Source organism: Sphaerospermopsis torques-reginae ITEP-024 (assembly GCF_019598945.1).
Lineage (GTDB): Bacteria > Cyanobacteriota > Cyanobacteriia > Cyanobacteriales > Nostocaceae > Sphaerospermopsis.
On sequence record NZ_CP080598.1, the window covers coordinates 4,425,630 to 4,451,012 of the forward strand.

Here is a 25,383-nt window from a genome sequence, read left to right on the forward strand (position 1 = left end):
TTTTGAACATTTAAAATTTTGAACATTTAAAATTTTGAACATTTAAAATTTTGAACATTTAAAATTTTGAATTTCTACTTTTAACGTCAGTATTCAGGATTGAGGCATCAGTATTTCAGAATATTTGATAAATCGGTAGATGATCAAATACAGATTTTGGGCGTAACCATTAAAAAGCTGACTGCTGATTACTGATCGCTGAATGCTTATCTGTGGGTAGCCTAATTCAAATTCATGAAAGCTGGATTTGAAGCGGAGGAACCAAATAATTGGGGCGAATCTTAATTGAAAGACACCTTCCAGTCTTAGCCCGTCAGCTAACTCCGTCGGCAATGGAAGGAACTCCCAAAACCTTGGCTGTAATACCAGTTGTTATTGGGTTTTCCTTAATCAATTTGCGATTTTAGTCAATGATTTTGGATGAACTAGGAATGTCAAAATTCAGGATTCAGAAATCAGAATGCTTGCTTAGTCATTTGGTGATCAAATGGTTGTTTTTGATGGTACGTTTCCAAAAGCTGATTGCTGATTACTGATAGCTGAATACTTACTTATGAATCCAAAATCTAAAATCTAAAATCTAAAATTGGCATCCCTGCTTCTCATTCATCATTCGTTTCAAGGGAGAGAAGTTAAAGCTGTGAAAATCAAGCCATTGTTAGCACGTTTGCAAAGTGCTATTGGTCGCCATGACCTGATTGAGCAAATGGTATTACTACCTGCTCCAAGAAAATGCCTGAGTGAGAAAAATTCATTGGTAAAATCCATCAAATTAATTGTTGGTTATGATGGTTCTCCTAATAGTCATACAGCCTTAGATATTGCTTTTTGTATTGCACATCAAACCCATTTAGCAAGCAATATTCAAGTCAATGTTCAGGCTGTTTATGTGTTAGAAGAACAGGCAAGTATTTCTGATCATCATAAATTCAATTATCCACCAAATTGGGCTGAATTAACACATCAGTATTTGCAAGTAAGCCAATCAAAGACAATGGTGTTAACGCCATCAAAACCTCAGTTACTTACCACTTCAGCACCGGAAAAAGCAGATAAAATTCTTTGGCAAGCCAAAAATTTAGCCCAAGAATGGCAGAGTGATTTTAAATCTCATCTACGATTTGGTAACTTATCTACTGAACTGAAAAAAGTTGTAGAATTAGAAACTGCTGATGCTCTGGTTTTAGGTTGTCAATCTATCAATCATCCTGTGATTGAACGTTTAGATCCTCATTTTCCCTGTGCTGTTTTGGGTATTCCTCGGTGTCTTGATTAATCACCTGAGAATTACTTAATACATTTTTAATGCCCATAGAGCAATAATCAACTACTAAGTCGCCTATAGTTATATATAGGTGGCTTTTTCGCTCTTTTTCACACAATAAAAAACAATCACATTATCAGGGAAGATGATATGGAAAACTGGCAAGCTGTTTTCAGCATTATCACATTTATCACCGTCATTGTGGTAATCATGACGGAATGGATTGATTTAATGGTAGCTGCTTTATTGGGTGCATTAATATTAGTTTTTACTAATATCATGACTTTACCGGAAGCAGTTGGTTATATTGGTAAAAGTCATGGAACTTTGGGTTTGTTTTTCGGCGTAATGGTATTGGTGAGAGCATTTGAACCGACGAATATCTTTAGTTATATAGCCACACAAATAGTCATTCTTGCTCAAGGTAGTGGCAAAAAATTACTATTAGGAATAGTGGCATTAGTTACGCCAATTTGTGCTGTTTTACCCAATGCCACTACAGTTATGTTATTAGCTCCATTAATTCCGCCAATGGCAGAAGAAATAGGAGTTAATTTTGTACCTTTATTAATTTTGATGGTGTTTGTTGCTAATAGTGCCGGATTATTAACTTTAGTAGGAGATCCAGCGACATTTATTGTAGGTGATGCTGTCAATATTAGCTTTATAGATTATTTAGCTAAATTGAGTTTAGGAGGAGTTATTTCTGTTGTTACTGTTGTAGTAACACTACCAATTTTATTTAGAAAAATTTGGCATAAAAACCTAGAAAATTTGGCAGAATTACCCCATCCGCAAATTAATCATCCACGAGTTTTAATTGTGGGCGGAGTGATAGTAGCTTTTGTGTTGATATTTTTTGTAATTGGCGAATCTTTACCAATACCAATTTCCCCTGCGGCGGTGGCTTTATTAGGTGCTGCTTTAGCTTTATTACTGGCACACAAAAGCAGAATTGATTCAGTTCATAATATTTTGCGAGATGTAGATTGGAGTACCTTAATTTTCTTCATGAGTATTTTTGTGCTGATTGGAGGACTAGATAAAACAGGTGTGATTAAGAATTTATCAGGTGTTTTAGGGTTTATCTTAGGTAAAAATATTTTACTGGGTTCTCTACTTTTGTTATTTGTAGTAGGCATCTTATCAAGTGTTGTACCTAATATTCCTTTAGTAGTGGCAATGGTCCCTTTACTTAAACAATATCTTGTAAATGTGGGATTAGCACCAGCAGAAGTTTTATCACCAGATTTTCAAGGACAGTTTCCCCCAGAAGTTTTACCACTGTTTTATGCCATGATGTTTGGTGCAACTTTGGGCGGAAATGGTACTTTAGTGGGAGCATCTTCTAATATTGTTGCTGCTGGTATTGCTGAACAGCATGGTAGAAGAATTTCTTTTAAGACTTTTTTACATTATGGTATTCCTATTACCTTATTGCAACTTGTGACTTCAGCTTTGTATGTTTTGGTGCGTTTTTTACTTTAAACATAAAACAAAATGCTCAAAAAATAGATCCCTAACTTCTTTGAGAAGTCAGGGATTTAGGTGTTACAAGATAGGGGAGATGGGGAGAAAAATTTGAGATTTTAGATTTTTTAGATTTTAGATTGGAGATCACAAAAACAATCCAAAATCCAAAATCCAAAATCCAAAATCCAAAATAAAGAACTCCTGACTCCTGGATCTCCTTTCTGACGTTAATATCTCAAGATGTGTAAAACGTCACGAAGAACGCTATAACCAGCTAAATCCCAAAGTAAATAAGCTAAAAATCCAATCATTGCCAAGCGTCCATTCCACAATTCTGCTTGAGGATTCCAACCAAAAATAAAGGCATTACGATCTACACCATTATAAGCTTTAGCAACGGGTGGTATATCAGTAGATGAGCGAGTTTCCATTTTTTACCTCCAAATTTCAATAAGTTTGAGGTTCTGAATCTAATCTTTTTTAATGCTTAACTTTAATGTAGCTTTTACACACACAGTTGTTTTATGCCTATAGTACAAACTAGAGGCACTTCTTAGGGACGATAATTATAAAGCTATTTACCCAGACAAATCTACCCTGAGATGGTGAAAAAATTTTTTATGGTAAATAAATGGAAACCAGCTATCAAAAATTGACTGACTACAATCCAAAAAACAAAAATTTTCACCTAAAGCACCTAAAGAATAACAGTATTGATATTAATAAATAAGCTAGAATTTATATAAATTTACAATCATAAAATCTTCAACTTCTATCTAACGTTATATAAGGCTTTCTCACCTGCGATGGATGCTAATATCACCTATTTTTTTGGATTCTGAAGGTTGGACAAGTTGAATATTCACATCCAGCAGAGGTCATTAGTGAAGCAGTAAAATCCTTATAACGCAGGGATCATCCCAATTTTGCACAAATATCTGGCTTAGAGGTAGGAAATAGAAATGATGCAGGAACTATACAAACATTTATTGTGGATGACACAAGTACCTGTAACTACTCCCAATGTCACACCAGCACAGGCTTCGATTCTCACATCGGGTCCGCGCTTTTTTGTGGCTTTAATTTCTGGGGTAATTCTCGCTTTTGCCTTTCAATTAGTGTTAACAAATCTCTCAATTGCTGCGGGTATTTCCTATTTAGGACATCCTTCAGAATCTCAGGAAGTTGAAAGTTTTGGTGGCACAATTCGCAAAATTGGCACGAGGTTGGGAATTTGGACATTAGTTACAGTGACAATTGCTTTATTCATCGCTTGTTTCTTAGCTGTAAAATTGAGTTTATTAATTTTAGATCCCGGATTAGGAGCAATTTTAGGTTTAGTCATTTGGGGAGCGTATTTTCTATTACTAATGTGGGTAAGTTCAACTACAGTTGGTTCTTTAATAGGTTCGGTTGTGAATACAGCTACTGCCAGTTTTCAGGCGATTATGGGAACAGCTACAGCTGCATTAGGCACTAGGGCTGTAAATCAGCAAGTGGTAGCAACGGCTGAAGCGGCTGCCTCTGCTGTGCGTCGGGAACTAGGAAGCGCCATTCCCCCCGCAAGTATTCGCCAAAATATAGAACATTACATAGAAAAACTACGTCCCCCAGAACTTGATATATCGCAGATTCGGGATGAGTTTAAAAGCTTACTTAATGAACCGCAATTTAAAGCGATCGCCACCAGTGCAGACTTGGGAAATATCGACCGTCAACAGTTTGTTGATTTAGTTAGCAGTCGCACCGATTTATCCCAACGAGAAGTTAACCGCATTGCTGACGCTTTATACAATGTTTGGGAACAAGTAGTGAGTCAGAAAAAACCTACAAAAGAAAGTTTAGGTGAGTTGGTAAATTATCTCAAATCCCTTCCCCCTGGACACACCAAAACCGATGAACTCAACGCCAAACTTGATCAATTAATTGCTGAAATTCACTCTACCAAAGAAACAGAACAAAAACCAGGAATGATGCAACAAGCAATATCAGCACTAACTGGGGTAGTTTTAGGTAGAGCAGATTTGTCTGATTTGGATGTAGAAAAAATTTGGCGTTCCTTAAATACTGCTACAGAAAAAGTCACGGAACAAGTGACAAAACAAGTGACAAAACAAGTTACAGAACAACCTTATAATCCTATTCGTGCGGATATTCACAACTACCTGCTTAACTCTTATCCTTGGCAACTCAGTCAAGAAAAAATTGCCCAAGAATTTAGAGATGTGATTTATGATCCTGCGGCTGATCCTGGGGTAATACATAGGGAATTAGAGCAAATTACCCGTCAGGATTTTATCAATATTTTGCAAACTAAGGGAGTATTAACTCAATCACAAATTTATCAAATTGCTGATCAATTGTTAATGGTGCGGGATGAGGTTTTAGTAATAGTAACAGCGCAGGAAGAAAGAGAAATTGTCCAAGATTTGCAAAGACGAGTTGAAAGTTATTTACTGGTAACTCCCAGAGAAGATTTAACACCAGAAGGAATTGAGGATAATTTTAAACCACTGTTGGCAGATTCAGAAGCAGATTATCAAACTTTATCCCGACGACTGGCACAAGTTGAACGGGAAGAAATGGCTGAGATTCTATTAGCACGCAATGATATTCAAGAACGAGATTTAGATCCGATTTTAGATGAATTAGAAATGCAGCGCGATCGCGTGTTGGTAGAATCTTTAGGAATAGCACAACAGGCACAACATCAAGCGGAAACTCTCTGGTTAAATGTGGAATCATATCTGCGAAATACAGGTAAAGAACAATTAAATTCTGATGCTATTCGCGCTGATTTAAAACGACTTTTAGAAGACCCCCAAGCGGGAGTTTTAGCTATTCGGGCGCGGTTATCTCGTTTTGATCGAGATACTTTGGTGCAATTATTAAGTCAACGTCAAGATTTAACAGAAACACAAGTTCATCAAATTATTGATGTAGTGGAAGAATCATGGCATAATATCCGCCACATACCGCAATTTGTAGGGGAAAAAGCACGGGAACAATATGATTCTGTGACTGCGACTATTGCAGATTATCTGCGAAATACTGGTAAAGAAGAATTGAATCCTGAAGGTATTCAGCGAGATTTCATAAGATTATTTGAAAACCCTAGAGAGGGTGTTGTGGTACTGCGTCGCCGATTATCGCGTATTGATAGAGATACTTTGGTGAAGTTGTTAAGTCAACGTCAAGATTTGAGTGAGGAACAAGTTAATCAAATCATTGATAATGTACAGACATCCATTAGCAATATTGTCCGTGCGCCCCGTCGTTTAGCAATAAGAACACAACAAAGAATGCAGACTTTTCAAACTTATTTGCAGGAGTATTTACGACATACGGGTAAAGAGGAATTGCACCCAGAAGGAATTAAAAGAGATTTGCATTTATTGTTGCATGATCCCAGAGTAGGGATGGAAAGTTTGAGCGATCGCCTTTCCCATTTTGACAGAGAAACAATTATTGCTTTGTTGAAAATTCGGGAAGATATTACTGATGAAGAAGCAGCGGGAATTGCTGATAATATGCTCTTAGTGCGTGAACAATTTGTAGAACAGGTGCGGGGTATTCAAAGACGCATTCAAGATATAATTGAAGGCATTTTTGCCAGGATTCGTAATTATCTTAATTCTCTAGAACGCCCAGAATTGAATTATGAAGGGATTCAGCATGATATCCGTCAATTATTGGAAGATCCTCAAGCTGGGTTTGAAGCATTGCGCGATCGCTTGTCTCATTTCAATCGTGAAACTTTAGTAGCTATTTTCAGTTCCCGTGAAGATATTTCTGAGGCAGATGTTAACCGCATTATTGACAGAATTGAACACGCCCGAAATATGGTTTTACAACGAGCAGAACAGCTACAACATGAAGCACAACATCGGCTAGAACAGGTAAAACATCAAGCACAACGTCAAGCAGAAGAAACCCGTAAAGCTGCGGCCAATGCTGCTTGGTGGTTGTTTGCAACAGCAGTTGTTTCTGGTATTTCTGCTGCTTTGGGAGGATCAATTGCTGTGATGTTGATTTAGATATATAAGTTGTCTGCGCTATATTTTTAGCCTCCCAACTGGGAGGTTTTTTTTTGATGACCTGGTAATTAATATGACTTCTTTTGCTATAATGTCAAGTACATTTCTATCTGCTTACTTGTACTTGTCTATTTGATTATTTTAAATTATTATACCAAATTAAATGAAATTATAATTCTATTCTAATCAGAAATACACAAATACTAAGGACAGTAACTTAGATGACAGAGAAAAAACAAGCGTACATTGCTTTTCAAGGTGGCGGCGCACTTGGCATGGCTCATCTCGGTGCGTGGAAAGCACTATCGCAGCAGATGGGTTCTCATAGCAATACTGTTCGGTTAAGGAAAAAGAGGGGGTAGGATCAAGAGAAAAGAGTTCGCGTTTTGATTGCGAGAACAATGAAAATTGAAATGGGAATAGGGAATGAGTGGATCAAAAGTTTGTTGATGTTTAAGCATTCAGCCGTCAGAGATATATCTGAAATGTTTAAATACAAAGAGTAAAAAGAAACAGATGCAGATAACATTGCTAAGATTAGCTAAGATTAAAATGGCTGATTACTGATTACTGATAGCTGAATGCTTACGTTAATGTCGCCATAATTTCCATTACTAAATTTTCCACATCAGGTTCTTTTAACATCGTTTGATGTTCACCTGTTACACAACAAACCTGCACTTGTTCACTGGTTAATTGTCCCCAACCAAGGGTAGGATCATCGGGAAATTGTGCTGCTAAGGATGGGGTTTTAAAGAGTATAATAGGAGCTTTAATAGGTTGAGGTTGATAAACTAAACTAGCTTGGATATTAGCTTTATAAACGCTAATTAAACCAGCAATTAAATTCCGTCCTGAGTCGGGTGGAATAACTTCATGATCCTGTAAAGTTTGTAAAACATACTCAAATTGAGAATTTTGATCTAAACTCGCCAATTCCTGATAATTAATAGATACAGTTTTATTAAAATGCAATCCTATTTGCTCAACAATAAAACATAGAATCCCTACATTATCTTCCAGAGAAGCTGTAATTTCATCAGTTGCTAACGGTGGATGGGTATCTATAATTAATAGATGTTCAATTTGCTCTCCCACAGTTTCTAATTGGTGAGCCATTGCAAAAGCAATTAATCCTCCTAAAGAGTGACCACCTAATAAGTAAGGTCTACAAGGTTGTATTTCTCGAATGGCGTTAATATAACTATTTGCCATTGCTTCGATAGTATCTAAAGGTGGTTGTTTATCATCTAAACCACGTGCTTGAATGGCGTAAATAGGACGTTTTTTCTCCATTTGTGTAGCTAATTTCTCGGCTAAAACTGAATAGGATAAACCATAACCTCCTGCTTGGTGAATGAGAAATAAGGGAGGTAAATCACCTTGAGTTTGCAGAGGAACAAGAACATCTAAATAACTGCTGGGTTTTTCTTGTTCTAACAAGGCAGCAATTTTTTCGATTGTCCCTTCTCTGAATAAAGAAACTACTGGTAAATTAAAGTTTAATTTCTGTTCAATGGCTGCTATTAATCTAATAGCTAGGAGAGAATGACCACCTAAATCAAAGAAGTTTTCAGTTACACCTATAGGATTAACTTTAAGCATTTCTTCCCAGATTTCTACTAACTGATATTCTAAAGGAGTGCGGGGTGAAATATGTTGAGCAACGTCAATATTTCTGTTTACATTCAGCGCAGATAGGGCTTTTCTATCAAGTTTACCATTAGGTGTTAAAGGTAGATGATCCAAAATTACAAAACTGCTGGGTATCATGTAATCAGGTAATTTTGCTGTCAAGAAATCGCGCAATGCACCTGAAGCAATTAATTGTTGTTTCTGAGTGACAAGATAAGCAATTAAGCTTTTACTACCGGATGAATCTATAGTAGTAACGACAACAGCATTAAGGATATCAGGATGTTGACTTAATACGGCTTCAATTTCTCCTAGTTCAATGCGGAAACCGCGTATTTTTACTTGATGGTCAATGCGTCCTAAAAACTCAATGTTACCGTCAGGAAGATAACGAACTAAGTCACCTGTTTTATAGAGACGCGCACCTGGTTCATTGCTAAAAGGATGAGGAATAAATTTCTCAGCAGTTAATTCTGGACGTTGGAAATAACCCCGCGCTAGTCCCATACCCCCAATATATAGTTCCCCAGGAATACCAATAGGAACTCGTTGCAAATGGGAGTCAAGGATATAAGTTTGAGTGTTAGCAATGGGACTACCAATAGGAACTATTTGTTGGTTACTTTGCTGGTTATGTTTATTTTTGCAATTCCAGAATGTGGCATCAATACAAGTTTCGGTAGGTCCATAGAGATTATGCAAGTTTACGTTTAGTTTGCTCAACAAACTTTGTTTCAGTTCTACTGATAAAGCTTCACCTCCACAGAAGATATGTTTTAGAGATTTACAATTTTCTATTCCCCTTTGTTCTAATAACATTTGCAGTAAAGAGGGAACAAGTTGCAACACAGTTACTTGTTGTTCAGAAATTAGTTTTAAGAGGTAAGCACTGTCTTGATGTCCACCTTTCTCCGCAACTATTAACTGTCCTCCTGTTAATAAAGGTGCGTAAAACTCCCAAACGGAAGCATCGAAACTAAAGGGAGTTTTTTGTAATACTTTATCTGTTGCTTGAAAAGAAAAAGTTTCTTGCATCCATAACATATGATTACAGATAGCACGGTGGGTTATCATCACTCCTTTAGGTTTACCAGTTGAACCAGACGTGTAAATTAGATAAGCTAGATTTTCTCCCACTAAATTACTAACAAGATTTTCTGTATTTTGTTGAGCGATAATTTCCCAGTCGCTATCTAAACAAATAATATTGCTTACAGATGGAATATCTAAACTTTCTCGCAGTTGCTTCTGTGTTAATAACATGGAAATTTGGGCATCTTCTAACATAAAAGTTAGACGTTCTTGGGGATAATTGGGATCAAGGGGAACATAAGCACCACCAGCTTTGAGAATACCCAATAAACCAATTACCATTTCTAAAGAACGCTCAATACAAATACCCACTAATACATCGGGTTTTACCCCTAAAGATTGCAGATAATGAGCTAATTGATTTGCTCTTTGATTCAGTTGACGATAGGTAAGACTTTGGTTTTCAAACACCACCGCAACTGCATCCGGTGTTTTCTCTACTTGTAATTCAAATAATTGATGAAGACATTGATTTTGTTTCGCTTGGGGATACTCAACTTGAGTCTGATTCCATTCTACTAATAATTGATGGTGTTCAGATGTGGTGAGTATAGATAATTCATGAATTGGTTTTTGAGGTTGGGCAATAATATGATCTAGCAAGGTTTGGAAATGCCCAATCATCCTATCAATTGTTTCTACTGCAAATAAATCGGTTCTATATTCCCATATTCCTTCAATTCCTTGTTCTGTTTCTGTCATTAACAAAGTTAAATCAAACTTGGCTACTGCTTGTTCTAATTCCCAGGGAGTTAGTTGTAAATTGGGTAATTCTAATTTACCCATTGGCGCATTTTGCAAAACAAACATCACCTGAAATAAAGGATGATGGCTCAGGTTTCTTTCGGGATGTATTTCTTCGACAATTCTTTCAAAGGGTACATCCTGATGAGCATAAGCTTGTAAGGTTTCTTCTTTAATTCTGGATAGTAAAATAATGAAATCAGGATTACCACTTACATCATTTCTAATTACTAAAGTATTGACAAAAAAGCCAATTAAATCTTCAACTTGTTTGCGATTACGGTTAGCAATGGGTGTACCAATTAAGAAATCTTCTTGTCCTGAATAACGCATTAATAAAATGCTAAATACCCCCAATAATCCCATGAATAGGGTAGCACCTTGGGATTCACATAATTTTTGAAATTCCCCACTAATTTGTTTATTAATTGTAAAGGATACTGCACTACCTTGATAACTAGCAACTGCGGGACGGGGATAATCTGTTGGTAATTGTAAAACCTCATTTGCACCTGCTAGTTTTTGTTTCCAGTAAGCTAATTGTGCAGGTAATTGGGTTTGTGCAAAAACTGTCTGTTGCCAATTGGCAAAGTCTGCATATTGTATAGATAAAGGTGGTAAAGATTTGATATTACTTTGACAAATTGCTGTATAAAATAAGGATAATTCCTTAATCATTAATCCCAAAGACCAACCATCAGCAATGATATGGTGTATCACCAATACTAAAACATTAACATCTTCAGATAATTGATAGAGATGAACACGCAATAAAGGCAATTGACGCAGATTGAATGGTGTAATAATTACTTCTTGAATTGCTGTTTTCAGTGTTTCTTGTTGGGTTTGCGAGTCTAAATGACTGAGATTTGTTACTGTTAACGGTACTTCTGAAAATTCATGAATTATCTGAATGGGCGCACCGTCTATATTTTCAAAAGTTGTGCGTAATACTTCATGACGTTGAATAATAGTTTGCAGACTTTGGTGTAATGCTTCTAGATTTAAATTGCCTTCTAAACGAAAAGCCACTGAGATATTATAAGCAGCATTGTTTGGTTCTAATAAATCTAAAAACCATAGTCGAGATTGAGAGAAAGAAAGGGGTAAATTCTCGCGGTTAGGAATAACAGCAATAATATCTTGCTGTGTAGTTTTACAATTATTTAGCGCACCTAAATGATCAATTTCTGTTCCTAAACCTGAAATCGTTGAATGTTCAAAAACTGCACGTAAAGGTAAGGCTATATTAAATTCTTCTCTAATACGAGAAACTAATTTAGTTGCTAAAAGTGAATGTCCTCCTAAATGGAAGAAATCCTCTGTAACACTGATTTGATCAATTCCTAAAACATCAATCCAAAGTTGAAATAGTTTCTTTTCTGTGGGGGTGGTAGCTGGAACAAAGGCTTGTTTACTAATCGTTACATCTCTTTCTGGTGTGGGTAAAGCGCGTCTATCTAGTTTACCACTGGGAGTTAGGGGGAAACTTTCTAACATCACAAAAGCAGATGGACACATATATTCTGGTAATTTTTCCCGCACCTGTTCTTTTAATTGGGAAATTAAGGATTTTGAAAATCTGCTTTTTAGTGGATCAAGCCAATAAGAGTTATTATTTTCAGTAGATAATTTACTGCTAATTGGCATTAATGGGGCAATACGTTTTCCCTCAGTTGGGCGATAGAAACAGACATCAAAATAATCAGACTTTTCTGGTGAATAACTAATAGTTATATCATAACCAATTTCTTGAGCAAGGGTATATAAATCTGCTGGTTCAATTGCTGTTTGGTTATGAATTTGATTAATTAGTTGCCTTAATTCACCAATGGTATTTTCACTATTATTTTCTGACATCCACTGGTAAATAGCAGCATCTTTAATTAACCTGGCATTGGGTATATTACGCCAACCAATAGCACCTGTTTTGATAATTTGCTGTTTTAAGTCTGTTAATAGTAAATTGGCTGTTTCCCAATCTTGCCAAATAATTTCTATTGGTTGATTTGCTGATGCACCTAATTTGTGTAAGACGACATCATAACGATATTTAGTAAGTTCATTATGACTATTTTCGGCTTTCAGTTGAATTTCTACTGCTGTTAAATTAGAGAATGTTTGTGTTAAATTAACAAAGAACTGTGGATCAATTACTAACTCATTTTCTGTTTTAGCTATACGTCGGACTTGGGTTTTCAATGTTTCTTGATCTGTATTGTCATCAGCTTGGAAATAAGCAACGCTGGCATGAAAATAATTTAATAGTGATAAATTGCGATTATCACCAATAAATAAACTTCCTCCTGGTGCTAAGATTTGTAAAGCATTTGTAATTACCTGTTGTAAATATTCGATAGAGGGGAAATATTGAGCGACGGAATTAATGACAATGGTATCAAAATAATTGACAGGAATTTCTGAAAAATCAATTGCTTCTCTTGTTAATAAATTGACGTTATTTAAAGAGCGATTTTGAATGATATTTGTTAAGCGAGTAATTGCAGCTTGGGAAAAATCTGTTCCCCAATAAGATTCTACTTGAGGAGCAATATTTAATAAAATCATCCCCGTACCACAACCTATTTCTAAAACTATTTGTGGTTTGAGTGCTTGAATTCTGGTCAGGGTATTATTTAACCATTGACGCATTTCTTCAGCAGGAATAGGTTGATTATCATAACTACTATTCCAACCGATAATATTAAAGTCTTCGTTAGTTTCAACAGTTTCAAATTGAGTAATATTATAGGTATCGTTAAAGGTATATTGCCATTCTTGGGTTTGTTCTTTTGTTAAATTTGCGGTGTCAGAACTTTGTTTTTTAGGAATGATGTAAGCTTCTATTCTGATATCTTCTTTGTTTTCTTCCCTCACAATAACTAAAGCATCTCTTACTTCTGGATGGCGTTTAATAACTGCTGCAATTTCTCCTAATTCAATACGGAAACCACGAACTTTTACTTGATGATCATTGCGTCCTATATATTCAATGTCCCCATTATCAAGAAAGCGGGCTAAATCACCTGTTTTGTAGAGACGTTCTGGGTTTTTATTATTAAAAGGATTAGGAATCATCCTTTCTGCTGTCAGTTGAGGACGGTGAAAATAACCACGAGTTACACCTGCGCCACCAATATACATTTCTCCCACGACACCAATAGGAACTGGTTGAAAATGACGATCTAAAATATATAAAGACAGGTCAGGAATGGGTTTACCAATTAAACTTCCTAATCTTTTTTTGACATCTTTTAAAGATAGGGGACGGTAAGTTACATGAACTGTTGTTTCCGTAATGCCATACATATTTACGAGTAACGGAAACTGATCATCATGACGTTCAAACCAAGGTTCTAAACTGGCTAAATCTAGGGCTTCTCCACCAAAAATTACATAGCGTAATTCTAATTCTCCTTCTCGACAAAGTATTGATTCTGCTTGGATTAATTGCCGAAAAGCTGAAGGTGTTTGATTTAAAACTGTGACTTTTTCCTCACATAATAAGTTATAAAATTCTTCCGGTGAACGACTGACTAAATAAGGGACAATGACTAGACGACCTCCATAGAAAAGCGCCCCCCAAATTTCCCAAACTGAGAAATCAAAAGCGCAGGAATGAAAGAGTGTCCAAACATCTTTGGCGTTAAATTTGAACCATTTTTCAGTGGCTAACATTAAGCGCACAACATGACGATGGGTGACTACAACTCCTTTGGGTTTTCCTGTAGAACCGGAGGTATAAATAATGTAAGCAGCGTTATCTGGAAGGACTAATATTTCTGGTTCTGTTGTTGGTGCTTGGGTGATTTCAGTTTGGCAATTATCAATAAATATGGTCTTAGCGGTATGGGGTGGTATTTGGGTTTGAAATTGCGTATGTGTGAGTAAAATTGTAACTTGACTATCTTCTAACATATAAGCTATGCGATCGCTTGGATAGTCAGGATCAAAGAGAACGTAAACACCCCCAGCTTTCAAAATCCCTAAAATAGCTATTACCAAATCTAAAGAACGGGATAACCATAATCCCACTCTTGCTTCTGGTTTCACCCCAGTATTAATTAAATAATGTGCTAGTTGGTTAGCGCGATGATTTACTTCTGAATAAGTGAGTTTTTCTTGTTCAAATATTAATGCTGTTTGTTGAGGACGCAATTTTGCTTGTTGAGTAAATATCTCATGCAAACAAAACTGCACAGGAAAACTTTGTGCTGGTTGACTTGGTGCTAAAAAGGCTAATTCTTCTGTTAATAAAAAAGGTATACGACTTACTGGTGTATCTGGTTGAGTAATTAAATTTTCTAAGAGTTGGCAAAAATGACGGGCAAATCTTTCTACAGTTTCTCTTTTCAATAAATCAACGTTGTAGGAGAAAACCCCATGTAAATTATCTTTACTTTCAGTAATAAACAATTCTAAATCAAACCGCGCTGCTTCCTGAGTTGCTAAGATGGAAACTTCTAAATCATCGGTGCTAAATTCTGGCTTGGGTGCATTTAATAAAGTAAAGGCAATTTGAAATAAAGGATTACGACTGGTATCACGTTCTAAATTTAACCTTTCTACTAAAGTTTCAAAGGGAACTTCTGTATGTTCAAAAGCTGATAAAACTGTGTTTTTGACTCGATTTAATAGAGTATAAAAATTAGGTTCATCAGCTAAATTAGTACGAACTACTAACATATTCACGAAAAAACCAATCAGTTTTTCCGCATCCATTCCTGGACGGTTAGCAATAGAAGTTCCTACAGGTATATCTTCTTGTCCGGTGTACCTTGCTAAAAGTGCTTGGAAAGCAGCCATCAAGGTCATAAACAAAGTTGCACCCTCTTTTTGACTAAAGGTGCGAATAGCTGTGGTCAGATTTTTTGAGAGTTCAAATTTAACTAAATCTCCCCGAAAGGTCTGTAATTTTGGTCTTGAAAAATCAAGGGGAAATTGTAAAGTTGGTAATTCTGCTAGTTGTTTCTGCCAATAATTTAGGCTATTTTCTAAATGGGAATTGCTAAATTTTTCTTTTTGCCATAGGGCATAATCAGAGTATTGAAATGTTAATTCGGGAAGTGCTATTTTTTCTTCTGTAATCGCTAATTTATAAAAAATCGCAATTTCTTGTAAAATCACGCCCATAGACCAAGCATCAGCAATAATATGATGTAAAGTCAGGGTGAGAATGTGTTGTTCTGGTGCAAGTTTAAACAGTCGAGCGCGGAGCAATGAACCAGTTTGTAAATTAAAGGTATAATCACCTTCAGAACGTGCTATTTTAGCAATTATTTCTGCTATTTCAGTTGTATTTTCTGTATTTGTATTTCCACTCCAATCTTCTAATACCAGTTCTGTTAAAACATCGGTATGGATTTTTTGCCAAGGTTCTCCATCTATATCTACAAATGTGCTACGTAAGCTTTCATGTCTTTGTTGTAATTGTTGAAAAGCTTGCTGCAAAGCGGGGACATTTAATATTCCTTGGACACTGAAAACAGAACAAATATTATAAGCGGAGGATGTGGGTTCTAATTCATAGAGAAACCATAACCGTCTTTGTTGAAAAGAAGCAGGTGCTTGGGTAAGACCACGACGTGAAATTATTACATCATCTGTTGCTAATTCGATTCCTTCTTCTTCTAGCAACAATTCTAATAGATCGATATCGTCTGTTTGTGAATAATTCATCATATTAACTCTTTTGTTTAATTATAAAATTAAGTAAAATCAACTCTGTTTGACAGTGGAAAAAACAAACAATGATGGCAGATAATTTTTGGCTGCTTGGAAATATAAATTCAAAGCTGATATAATTTTACCATCTTTAATTAACTGATTAGCAGATAGCATTTGTACTAAAGGAGTTAATCTTTTTTCATAAAAACATATAGCCTGATTAACTTGTTTTTGCTGTTGAGCATTTAATTGTTTTTGATTTTTCCATTTGTTGATAATTTTTTCAGCCTGGGCTTTAAAGTTGACGTTGATATGTAATTGACTGCCACTATGCAAGCGATATTGATGCAGTTTTTCTGGGACAAAATGAACCTGGCTAATTAAAGCAACTTGCGCCAATATATCAAGTATATGTCCACCATGTCTGCCTATATTTTCATCCCATCCTGATGTTTGTTCATAAATACTACGACGGAAAACAGTACGTCCATCAACTCCTCCTCCTAAACCACCAGCAATAGCTACTAAAGGTGTTTCAGGTGTATTGTAGGGTAAAGTTTTCACACCAAACATAGAAGGAATTAATCTGGGACAATAAACAGTATTGATTGGTTGATCATCTGCATCAATATTATAAAAGTCACAGTAAGCTGCACCCACATCAGGATGTGCGTTTAGGTAGTTAATCATTATTTCCAACATTTGCGGTTCTAGACAGTCATCTGCATCAAAAAATAGTAAATATTGTGATGCTTGAGAACTAGCTGTAAAACCATTATTTCTTGTTATGCAAGCACCACTATTAGACTGTTTAATTAACTTTAAACGTGGTTCTAGTTGCATATAAGAGGAAACAATCTCAGCAGAATTATCCGTACTACCATCATCTACAATAATATGTTCCCAATCGGTGAATGTTTGAGCGCGAACACTCTCTATAGCTTTACTAATAAATTTTTCGGCGTTGTAGCAGGGAGTGATAATACTAAATTGGGGCATATATTAAAACCTATTTATAGCAGGAGTCAGGAGTAAAATTGGCTTTGTGTATAGGGTTCAATTTAGATTCTGTACCTCATTGTTCTGTAATTTGCTGTAAGTAATTCGCCATGATAAAAACGATGTATTTCTATTTTTAGAAAAAGTGTAAAATGATTTATTTTCAAGATATTTGTTGATTTTATATTTTATCACATAGCGGGACGGAAATATTTTTAAGGTAAAAAATGGCAGTGGGATTTGACAGTATTTGATAATTCTGTACATAATCAGAGAAAATTGGTATAGGGTATAGAAAACCATGTATAACAACGAACAAAACGATAACACAATCTATCTTGTGGTTGTCAATCATGAAGAACAGTATTCTATTTGGCCTAAATGGAAACAAGAATTGCCATTAGGTTGGAATACTGTAGGTAAAGAAGGAACTAAAGCCGAATGTTTAGCTTATATCGAAGAAGTTTGGACTGATATGCGTCCTTTAAGCTTGCGAAAGGCAATGCAAGAAGCTTAAGTTTAAGTATTTAAGTTTAAGTAGTTAAGATACCGTCATCACTTAAGCTGACAGAACGGCGTTTGCGTCCGGCTTTGGGGATTTCGGTATCTTTAGTATCTGTTATCACATTTTGCACATCTCCTAATAAAAGTGCAATACTTTCTGGGGTACGATGGGTGAATAACTGCGGTAAGGGAAATTCAGTGTTATAGGTTTGCCGCAAACGAATAGCTAACTGTGTTACCAATAGGGAATCTCCACCAATTTCAAAGAAATCATCTTGCACTCCTACTTGTTCTAGTTTTAACAATGATGCCATCAGGGAACAAATTGTTGCTTCTTGGTCATTTCTCGGCGCAATATAAGGTTTACTTGTCCAACTCCAATCAGGTGCGGGTAGTGCTTGATAGTTAATTTTACCGTTAACTGTTAAGGGTATGGTTTCTATTGGCACAAATGCCGCTGGAATCATATAATCAGGTAATTTGCTTTTGGTCAACTCTGGTAATTCTGTTTTCAGGTCGGCTGCGCTATCAGATGTAAAATAGGCAACTATACGATTTTCCCCGGTTGTGGCTTTCTGCACCATGACTAATGCTTGTTTGACTTGGGGATGAGTATTGATAACTGCCGTAATTTCCCCTAGTTCGATGCGGAAACCACGTATTTTAATTTGCTGGTCATCACGTCCGAGATATTCTATTTCTCCATCTGGTAAACGTCTTGCTAAGTCACCGCTACGATATAAACGACTACCTGGGGTTTGACTGTGGGGGTTGGGAATAAATCTTTCTGCACTTAAACGCGGTTGATGTAGATATCCTCTGGTGACTCCTGCACCACCAACATAAATTTCTCCGGGAACTCCTATAGGTGTGGGTTCTAAATTGTCGTCTAAGATATAAAGTTGTAAATCGGGGATCGGTTGACCGATGACGCTACCACTATTATTGATGATATCTGCTTGGGTAATTGGTCTATAGGTGACGTGAACGGTGGTTTCGGTGATACCGTACATATTAATTAATTTTGGTTGGGCATCACCATATAAATCAAACCAAGGTTGCAAAGTTGGTAGTTCTAAGGCTTCTCCCCCAAAAATTACGTAGCGTAAAGGTAATTTTTCTGCCTGTTCTTGGGCGATGGGGATTAATTGTTTAAAGGCTGATGGTGTTTGATTTAATACTGTCACTTTGTGGGTTTGCAGGAGTTGGAAAAAGTCTTTGGGTGAACGACTTGTCCAATAGGGAACTAATACTACTTGACCACCATATAATAAAGCTCCCCACAGTTCCCACACGGAGAAGTCGAAAGCGTAGGAGTGAAATAAAGTCCAGACATCTTCACTATTAAAATTAAACCAGGATGCGGTGGCGTTGAGGAGGCGGATCACATTACTATGAGTGACTATACAACCTTTGGGTTTGCCTGTAGAACCACTGGTATAAATTACATAAGCTGGATTTTCTGGGAATATCTGGACTGTTGGGGGTTGAGAATTTTCCTGTTCTAGTTTGCTGGTGATGTCTTCGAGAATGACAATTTCACTAGAACATTTAGATAACTGAGAAATTACTGATTTTTCTGTAACTAAAAGAACTATGCCACTATCTTGTAACAGAAATTCTAGGCGATCGCTAGGGTAACTGGGATCAATAGGAACATAAGCACCACCAGCTTTCAAAATCGCTAAGATGGTAATTACTAATTGTTCAGAACGTTCTAAACACACACCTACCAAGGTTTCTGGTTTAACTCCTTGAGTTTGTAAATAATTAGCGAGACGATTAGCACGGGTTTCTAATTCTACAAAACTGAGGTTAGTTTGTTCGTAAACTAGGGCAGTTTTATTTGTATATTCTGCTACTGCTTGATTAAAGGCAGAAATTAAGGTATCAGGAGAAAAGAAGTTTTGGGGTTTTGTGTTAGCGGCTTGTAATAATTGTTGGCGTTCTGGTGTGGAGATGAGCGATCGCCGATGATATGCTGTTTGCGGAGCAGTCACCATTTCTACTAAAGCAGTTTGGTAATACTTGCCATATTGCTCAACTTGTGCATCTGCAAACTGTTGAATGTCATAAATTAAATTTAGCTGTAACGCTGCACTTCCCGGTACTAAACAAAATTCTGTCAAGAAGGGAAAATCTGTTTCTTCAAAAATATCAACGTTATTAACTTGAATTTGTGGTAAATTCAGCAACCCTTCATAAACGTGAAAATGCACATAGTTAAATCCCACATCAAACAGGGGGCGTTTGTCAAGCAGGCGTTGAATTTCTGCGAGGGGAAAATCACGATAGGGAAGAATTTCTGTTTCTGCACGTAAAACCGCTTGTATAAATTCTCTCCAATTACCCCCAGTCAACTCCAAGCGCAGGGGTAGTGTATTCACAAACAAACCCAGTAAATTTTCACTACCTGTAGTTTCTGGTCTGGCATTAATAACATTACCTGTCACCACCTCTTTTTGTCCAGTGATAAAAGAGATCACCCGCAGATGTAAAGCTAAAAGAGCCGTTTTTAAAGTAACACCGATATTTTTGCTCAGTTTACGCAAATTATTAGCTAATTCCTCATTGATAGTCACAGAGAGGCGTTTTAACTGACGTTTTTGAGAGTCCGTTGCTTGGGTACTTGTACTTAAACGGGGGAGAGTAGTTACTTGTAAATTGCTGAGATGTTGTAACCAAAATTGCCGAAGTTTTTGGTTAGCGATCGCATTTTGTTCTTGAACAATAAAATCTTTGTAAGTAATTTCTGGGATAAATAAAGGTGGCAAATTTTCCGCTGCTAAATACTGCACATAACGCTGTAATAATTGCGTTAGCAAAGTGGCCACACTCCAACCATCAAGAATCACATGATGAAAACTAAAACTAAAACTGATTTCTTCCTCGGATATTCTATGAATTTGGAAGCGGAAAAGCGGTGATTTAGTAATATCAAAATTCCGATTTTTTTCTAACTCAATCCATGCTTTAACTTGTTGATGTGTATTTTCTAAATGTCGTAAATCAACTATAGTTAAAGGTAATTCAACTTCTTGATGGACAATTTGGATCGGGGTGCTATATCCTGTCCAATGAAAGGAAGTTCTTAATACTGGATGTGCTAAACAAATATCAGCAATTGCCTTTTTCCAGACGAATTCTGAAAAACTCAAATGTAAATCAAAGGTAAAAATTTGGTGGAAAATTGCCGAATCAGGATGTAATTCACTGTGATAAAGCATTCCTCCCTGTAAACTAGAAAGAGGATAAGCTGTTTCTGCATTTTTTGGTAACAGCAATTGATCCGCTTCTGAAATTAAATTACTGACAAGAGGTTTATTAATATCAGATGAACTTGTAACTGCGGCTTTTTTCTTAGCTAAATGACGAACAGTAGCAAATTCATAAAGTTCTCTAGCGGAAAGTGCAAAACCCGCTTTTTTAGCTTTTGCAATTACCTGTAAAGCTAAAATTGAATCTCCACCAATTTCAAAGAAATTATCATCAATTCCTACCTTTTCCAAACCCAAAATTTCCGCCACAATAGCACATAAAGTTTCTTCATCTGCATTGCGGGGAGCGATATAATCTTCCTCTACCCTTAACAAATTCCAATCCGGTGCTGGTAAAGCTTTAACATCAATTTTACCATTCACATTTAAAGAAAAAGCTTCCACACTAACATAAGCTGCGGGTATCATATAATCTGGCAACTTATTTTTCAGATATTGACGCAATTCATTTGCAGTGGGTGAAGATTCTCCGGGAACATAATAAGCAACCAGACGTTTTTCCTCTTCCCATTCATCAGCTATAACCACCGCTTCCCGCACTTGGAAATGGGATGTTAAAGCGGCTTGAATTTCTCCCAACTCAATGCGAAAACCGCGAATTTTGACTTGCTGATCTATTCTACCTAAATATTCTAAATCGCCGTTAGGTAATCTTTTCGCTAAATCACCACTGCGGTACATTCTCCCACTACCAAAGGGATTAGGTAAAAATCTTTCTGCTGTTAATGCAGGACGATTTAAATAACCACTTGTAACTCCCGCACCAGCTACATAAATTTCTCCAGGAATACCATCAGCAACAGGTGATAATTTCTCATCTAGAAGATATATAGAAAGATCAGGAATTTCTCTACCAATTACGCTCGCTTTTCCTTTTAAATCTTGACGTAAAATAGGACGATAGGTAACATGAACGGTAGTTTCTGTAATCCCGTACATATTCACCAAACAAGGTTTTTTATCACCATATCTTTCTAACCAAGGTTGCAAACTTTGTAAATCTAAAGCTTCACCACCAAATATCACATAGCGCAATGCTAAATCTCCCACACTTGCTTCATCAGCACGAATTAATTGATAAAAAGCTGAAGGTGTTTGATTGAGAACTGTTACCTTTTCTGTAGTCAAAAACTCTCGAAATGTTTCTGGTGTTCTGCTTAACCAAAAAGGTACAATAATTACCTTGCCACCATATAATAAAGCACCCCACAATTCCCACACAGAAAAGTCAAAAGCGAAGGAATGAAATAGCGTCCAAATATCATTTTCATTAAACCCAAACCAGGGTTCTGTAGAACGCATTAACCGGATAGCATTGCTGTGAGTGACTACACAACCTTTAGGCGTTCCCGTAGAACCGCTAGTGTAGATAATATAGGCAGGAAAATCGGGTTTAATAGTAATTTGTGGCGATGTATTTGGTTGTTTACTCAGTTCATCCTCGATAGATTGGAGTGTAAAAGCGGTAATGTTTTCGGTCGAGGATTCTGATAGTAATGATGCTTCTGTAATTAATGCTAAAATGCCACTATCTTTCAGAATTAATTGCCGACGTACAGCAGGAGCATGAGGATCAAGGGGAACATAAGCTGATCCGGTTTTGAGAATTGCTAAAATAGCAATAATCATCTGTTCGGAACGTTCTAAACATATTCCTACTCGTGATCCTGGTTTGATTCCTTGACTGAGTAAATAGTGCGCTAAACGATTGGCCTGACTATTCAAATCTGTATAATTGAGAGTCTTTTTATTAAATTGAACTGCTGGATTTTGAGGATATTGATTAACGATGTTTTCAAAAGCAGAAATTAGTGTTTCTGTGCTATAATTGATTAATATTTCTGGTTGAGTAATAGTAACATTTTCTGCCTCTGGTAAGCACAGGGTAAGTTCGGCAATGGTACTTTCTAAATTATTTGCTGCCTCAGTAAATAGATTTTGAAAGTTTGTCACTATTTGATCAACTGTTTCTGCATCTAAATAAGACAGGTTATAGTCAAAATCTATTTTTACATCGCTCGTTTCTTCGTATTCTCGTACATAAATAATTAATGGTACTTTTTGCTGCTGACTATAAAGGGGAATACAGGTTGTTTGAGTTTCAGCAAAACATTCATTATAATCATGTCTTTCGTAGGAAAGAAAAACCTCAAATAAATGTTCTTTACTACTGGTTTGTAAACCATAGAGACGCTTCATTTCTCCCAGGGGAAAACGTTGATGGCGATAATCTTGACGTAATAAAGAACGAATTTGATCTAATAGTTCATGAATTGTTTCCTGTCCATTAATTTCTAAGCGGAAAGGAATGGTACTCACAAACAAACCAATGGCATCTTTAAAGCTTTTTTTGCTGCGGTTTAACAGAGATAAACCAACAACTACATCTTGCTTGTGATAGCGTTTAGTTAAATAGATAGAAATTAAACTGAGGATAAAATGAAAAGCGTTTGATTGGACATTTTTGCAAAGTTGATCAACTCTGTTATATTGTTCACGAGTAATATATATAGACTGCCTTTGTCCATGTAAATCTTGAGGCTTAATTTGGCTAAAAATCTGAGGTTTAACACTGTTTAAACGTTGTTGCCAATAATGGCGATCGCGCTGAAAATTCTCCGATTCTAAATACTTTGATTCTTCTTCTAGATATTCATTAATTACCCATTCTCTTACTGTTTGATTATCCTTACCATCATTGATAATTTGATTGTAAGTTTTAATTACTTCCCGGAAGAAAATAGCAGTTCCCCAACCATCAGTAATAGCATGATGATACTTAGCGAAAATAATATGGTGATCTTCACGCACTCTAATTAATTGTAAGTCAACTAAAGAGGCATTTTCACCAAAGCTAAAAGGTTTAGTAAATTCCTGATTTATATATTTATCAGCCTGTGCTTTACTGTTTTCCTGACTGGAAAAATCAACCAAAGGAATATGATAATTTTCGTGATTCGCTATCGCCTGTAAAGGCTTACCATCAACTTCATAAATTCGCGTCCGCAGCCCCGGATAACAAGCAATTATCTTATTCATGGCATAATTAAAAATCTCTTGATTAAAAACACCATGAACTATCACAGTTGCACCAATATTTAAATGAGAACCTTCAGACCACATCATTTGGTCAATATAGATTTCTCTTTGATTGATTGATAATGGTAGTATCTGATTCATGATTTATTAATTCCTGAAATAATTTACTTTTTAATTTACTTTTTAACAAAAGCTTACCAACTCAGTGGTAAAAATACAATCATTACACCAAAGGATTTGTTCGACTATACTTTTGATCATGTAAATCATGGGAGCATCCCAATTTGGAAAAAATAACGGCAGCAACACCCACAAATCTCTTAAACTCTCTTACCTTTGTGTCATTTGCGTCCTTTGCGGTTCAATCATATCAAGCATTGACTCATTTTATTTCGTTGGTTAAAAATAAATGTACACATTTGGGATGCTCCCTAAATCATACACATAACGCCAAATTTCATCTACTGCTCGTTGGACTCCACCAGCTGCACGACAAGCATCACCCAAAAGACCACTATTAACTCGAAAAGAATGATCAGCCAAAATATGCTGTGCTGTTTGTTGTAAACTTTCCACAGTCACATCTTCTAACATCATCATAATTCCTGCACCTTGCTCCTGAATACGACGAGAAATAATTTCCTGTTCATAGGTTTGTGGTACTGCAATCATTGGTACTGAATACCAAACAGCTTCCCTTGTACCTCCTCCTGCACCGTGCATAATAAATAAACTGGCACGTTCTAATATTTTTAATTGGGGAACAGTACCAGTAGGTCTAATGATAAAGTTTTCGGGAATATCTCCTAGCAAAGTTACATCTATAGCGGGACTTAATACCATTACTACTTGAGCATCGGTGTTACCAAAAGCTTGAATACAACTGCGATAAAATGCCACACCAGGGTCATGAATATTACCAAAGGAAATGAGAATTAGCTTGTCTTTTTGTAATTTCTCCATTGGAAAATCATATTCTATTCCCCGCACAGGATTACAGGGTCCAACAAAATGGAAACGCTGATCAAATTTATCACTATAGGGTTGCAGTTCAGGTGGTAAATAACATAAGTTTAGCGGTTCAATATTGGTAAATGTATCTACAAATTTGATTGGTGGTAAACCATAAGTTGTTCGCAGTTCTTTTTGATATTTACGATAGTGTTTCATCCCCGCCGCAGCTTGTTTTAAAAATCCCGGTAGTTTTTTTCTCAACCAAGGACATTCATAGAAAGTTTGGGGAGTAAAAGCAGCAGTCGCAATAGAATTAATAGCAGGAATATTCAGAATTTGAGCTACTAATCTTCCCCACAGACAGAGGGAATCATGAATAATATAATCTGGCTTTTCTGCACGTACTGATTCTAGTAATGCTGGTAGCATTTGATGAGCGCACCAAGTAAGAGAAGGAACTAAAGACATTTCATTTTCTGCTGGTGGTGCTGTTTCAGGATTTATGGACGGATAAGGGCGAAATTTAGCGCCAAAAGATTCTATTTCTGTTTGAAAGTTAGGAGTTTCATAATAAATTACCTCTTCACCTCTATGAATCAATTCTTTTACTAATCCCAAGGTAGGGATAATATGACCTGCTGCGGAAACGTTGAGAAATACTACACGACTCATAAATAAAACCTAGTTGATTTGTAAA

Annotated in this window: 9 protein-coding genes and 1 riboswitch; of the genes, 4 read left to right on the forward strand and 5 right to left on the reverse strand. The window is 36.3% G+C overall.

What is annotated here, in order from left to right; genetic code table 11:
* The first annotated feature begins 208 nt into the window (after window positions 1-208).
* A riboswitch (cyclic di-AMP (ydaO/yuaA leader) is annotated at window positions 209-344 on the forward strand.
* 242 nt (window positions 345-586) lie between these two features.
* Together K2F26_RS20640 and K2F26_RS20645 are read left to right on the forward strand one after the other, a co-directional pair.
* The gene (locus K2F26_RS20640; protein WP_246605434.1) at window positions 587-1,276 is read left to right on the forward strand and encodes a universal stress protein; all 690 of its coding nucleotides are present in this window, start codon (window positions 587-589) and stop codon (window positions 1,274-1,276) included.
* 138 nt (window positions 1,277-1,414) lie between these two features.
* On the forward strand, window positions 1,415-2,752 hold the full coding sequence (locus tag K2F26_RS20645) for an SLC13 family permease (protein ID WP_220609286.1): 1,338 nt from the start codon (window positions 1,415-1,417) through the stop codon (window positions 2,750-2,752).
* A gap of 212 nt (window positions 2,753-2,964) precedes the next feature.
* On the opposite strand, the gene K2F26_RS20650 is transcribed toward K2F26_RS20645, so the two are convergent.
* Window positions 2,965-3,168 carry a chlorophyll a/b-binding protein gene (locus K2F26_RS20650; protein WP_220609287.1) on the reverse strand — a complete coding sequence of 68 codons (204 nt, stop codon included), beginning with the start codon at window positions 3,166-3,168 and terminating at the stop codon, window positions 2,965-2,967.
* Window positions 3,169-3,702: 534 nt separating this feature from the next.
* Between K2F26_RS20650 and K2F26_RS20655 the strand changes: the two genes are divergently transcribed.
* Window positions 3,703-6,774, forward strand: coding sequence for an MFS transporter (locus K2F26_RS20655; protein WP_220611971.1), 3,072 nt, complete (start codon window positions 3,703-3,705; stop codon window positions 6,772-6,774).
* 585 nt (window positions 6,775-7,359) lie between these two features.
* On the opposite strand, the gene K2F26_RS20660 is transcribed toward K2F26_RS20655, so the two are convergent.
* Complete coding sequence (locus K2F26_RS20660; protein ID WP_220609288.1) at window positions 7,360-15,927, reverse strand: non-ribosomal peptide synthetase; 8,568 nt, start codon at window positions 15,925-15,927, stop codon at window positions 7,360-7,362.
* A 36-nt stretch (window positions 15,928-15,963) separates the two neighbouring features.
* Window positions 15,964-16,911 (reverse strand): glycosyltransferase family 2 protein, encoded by a 948-nt coding sequence (locus tag K2F26_RS20665; protein ID WP_220609289.1) that lies wholly within the window; start codon window positions 16,909-16,911, stop codon window positions 15,964-15,966.
* A gap of 301 nt (window positions 16,912-17,212) precedes the next feature.
* On the opposite strand from K2F26_RS20665, the gene K2F26_RS20670 reads away from it, so the two are divergent.
* Window positions 17,213-17,428, forward strand: coding sequence for an MbtH family protein (locus K2F26_RS20670; RefSeq protein WP_220609290.1), 216 nt, complete (start codon window positions 17,213-17,215; stop codon window positions 17,426-17,428).
* 16 nt (window positions 17,429-17,444) lie between these two features.
* On the opposite strand, the gene K2F26_RS20675 is transcribed toward K2F26_RS20670, so the two are convergent.
* A complete protein-coding gene (locus K2F26_RS20675) occupies window positions 17,445-23,873 on the reverse strand; it encodes a non-ribosomal peptide synthetase (RefSeq protein WP_220609291.1) in 6,429 nt (2,142 codons plus the stop codon).
* 258 nt (window positions 23,874-24,131) lie between these two features.
* Entirely contained in the window at window positions 24,132-25,358 is a 1,227-nt protein-coding gene (locus K2F26_RS20680) for a macrolide family glycosyltransferase (protein ID WP_220609292.1), read from the reverse strand.
* Between the last annotated feature and the right edge of the window lie 25 nt (window positions 25,359-25,383).

Bases quoted from the DNA above. Each gene is read 5' to 3' on its own strand.
- K2F26_RS20680 (WP_220609292.1), bottom strand. From the start codon at position 25,358: ATGAGTCGTGTAGTATTTCTCAACGTTTCCGCAGCAGGTCATATTATC.
- K2F26_RS20670 (WP_220609290.1), top strand. From the start codon at position 17,213: ATGTATAACAACGAACAAAACGATAACACAATCTATCTTGTGGTTGTC.
- K2F26_RS20665 (WP_220609289.1), bottom strand. From the start codon at position 16,911: ATGCCCCAATTTAGTATTATCACTCCCTGCTACAACGCCGAAAAATTT.
- K2F26_RS20675 (WP_220609291.1), bottom strand. From the start codon at position 23,873: ATGAATCAGATACTACCATTATCAATCAATCAAAGAGAAATCTATATT.
- K2F26_RS20655 (WP_220611971.1), top strand. From the start codon at position 3,703: ATGCAGGAACTATACAAACATTTATTGTGGATGACACAAGTACCTGTA.
- K2F26_RS20645 (WP_220609286.1), top strand. From the start codon at position 1,415: ATGGAAAACTGGCAAGCTGTTTTCAGCATTATCACATTTATCACCGTC.
- K2F26_RS20660 (WP_220609288.1), bottom strand. From the start codon at position 15,927: ATGATGAATTATTCACAAACAGACGATATCGATCTATTAGAATTGTTG.
- K2F26_RS20650 (WP_220609287.1), bottom strand. From the start codon at position 3,168: ATGGAAACTCGCTCATCTACTGATATACCACCCGTTGCTAAAGCTTAT.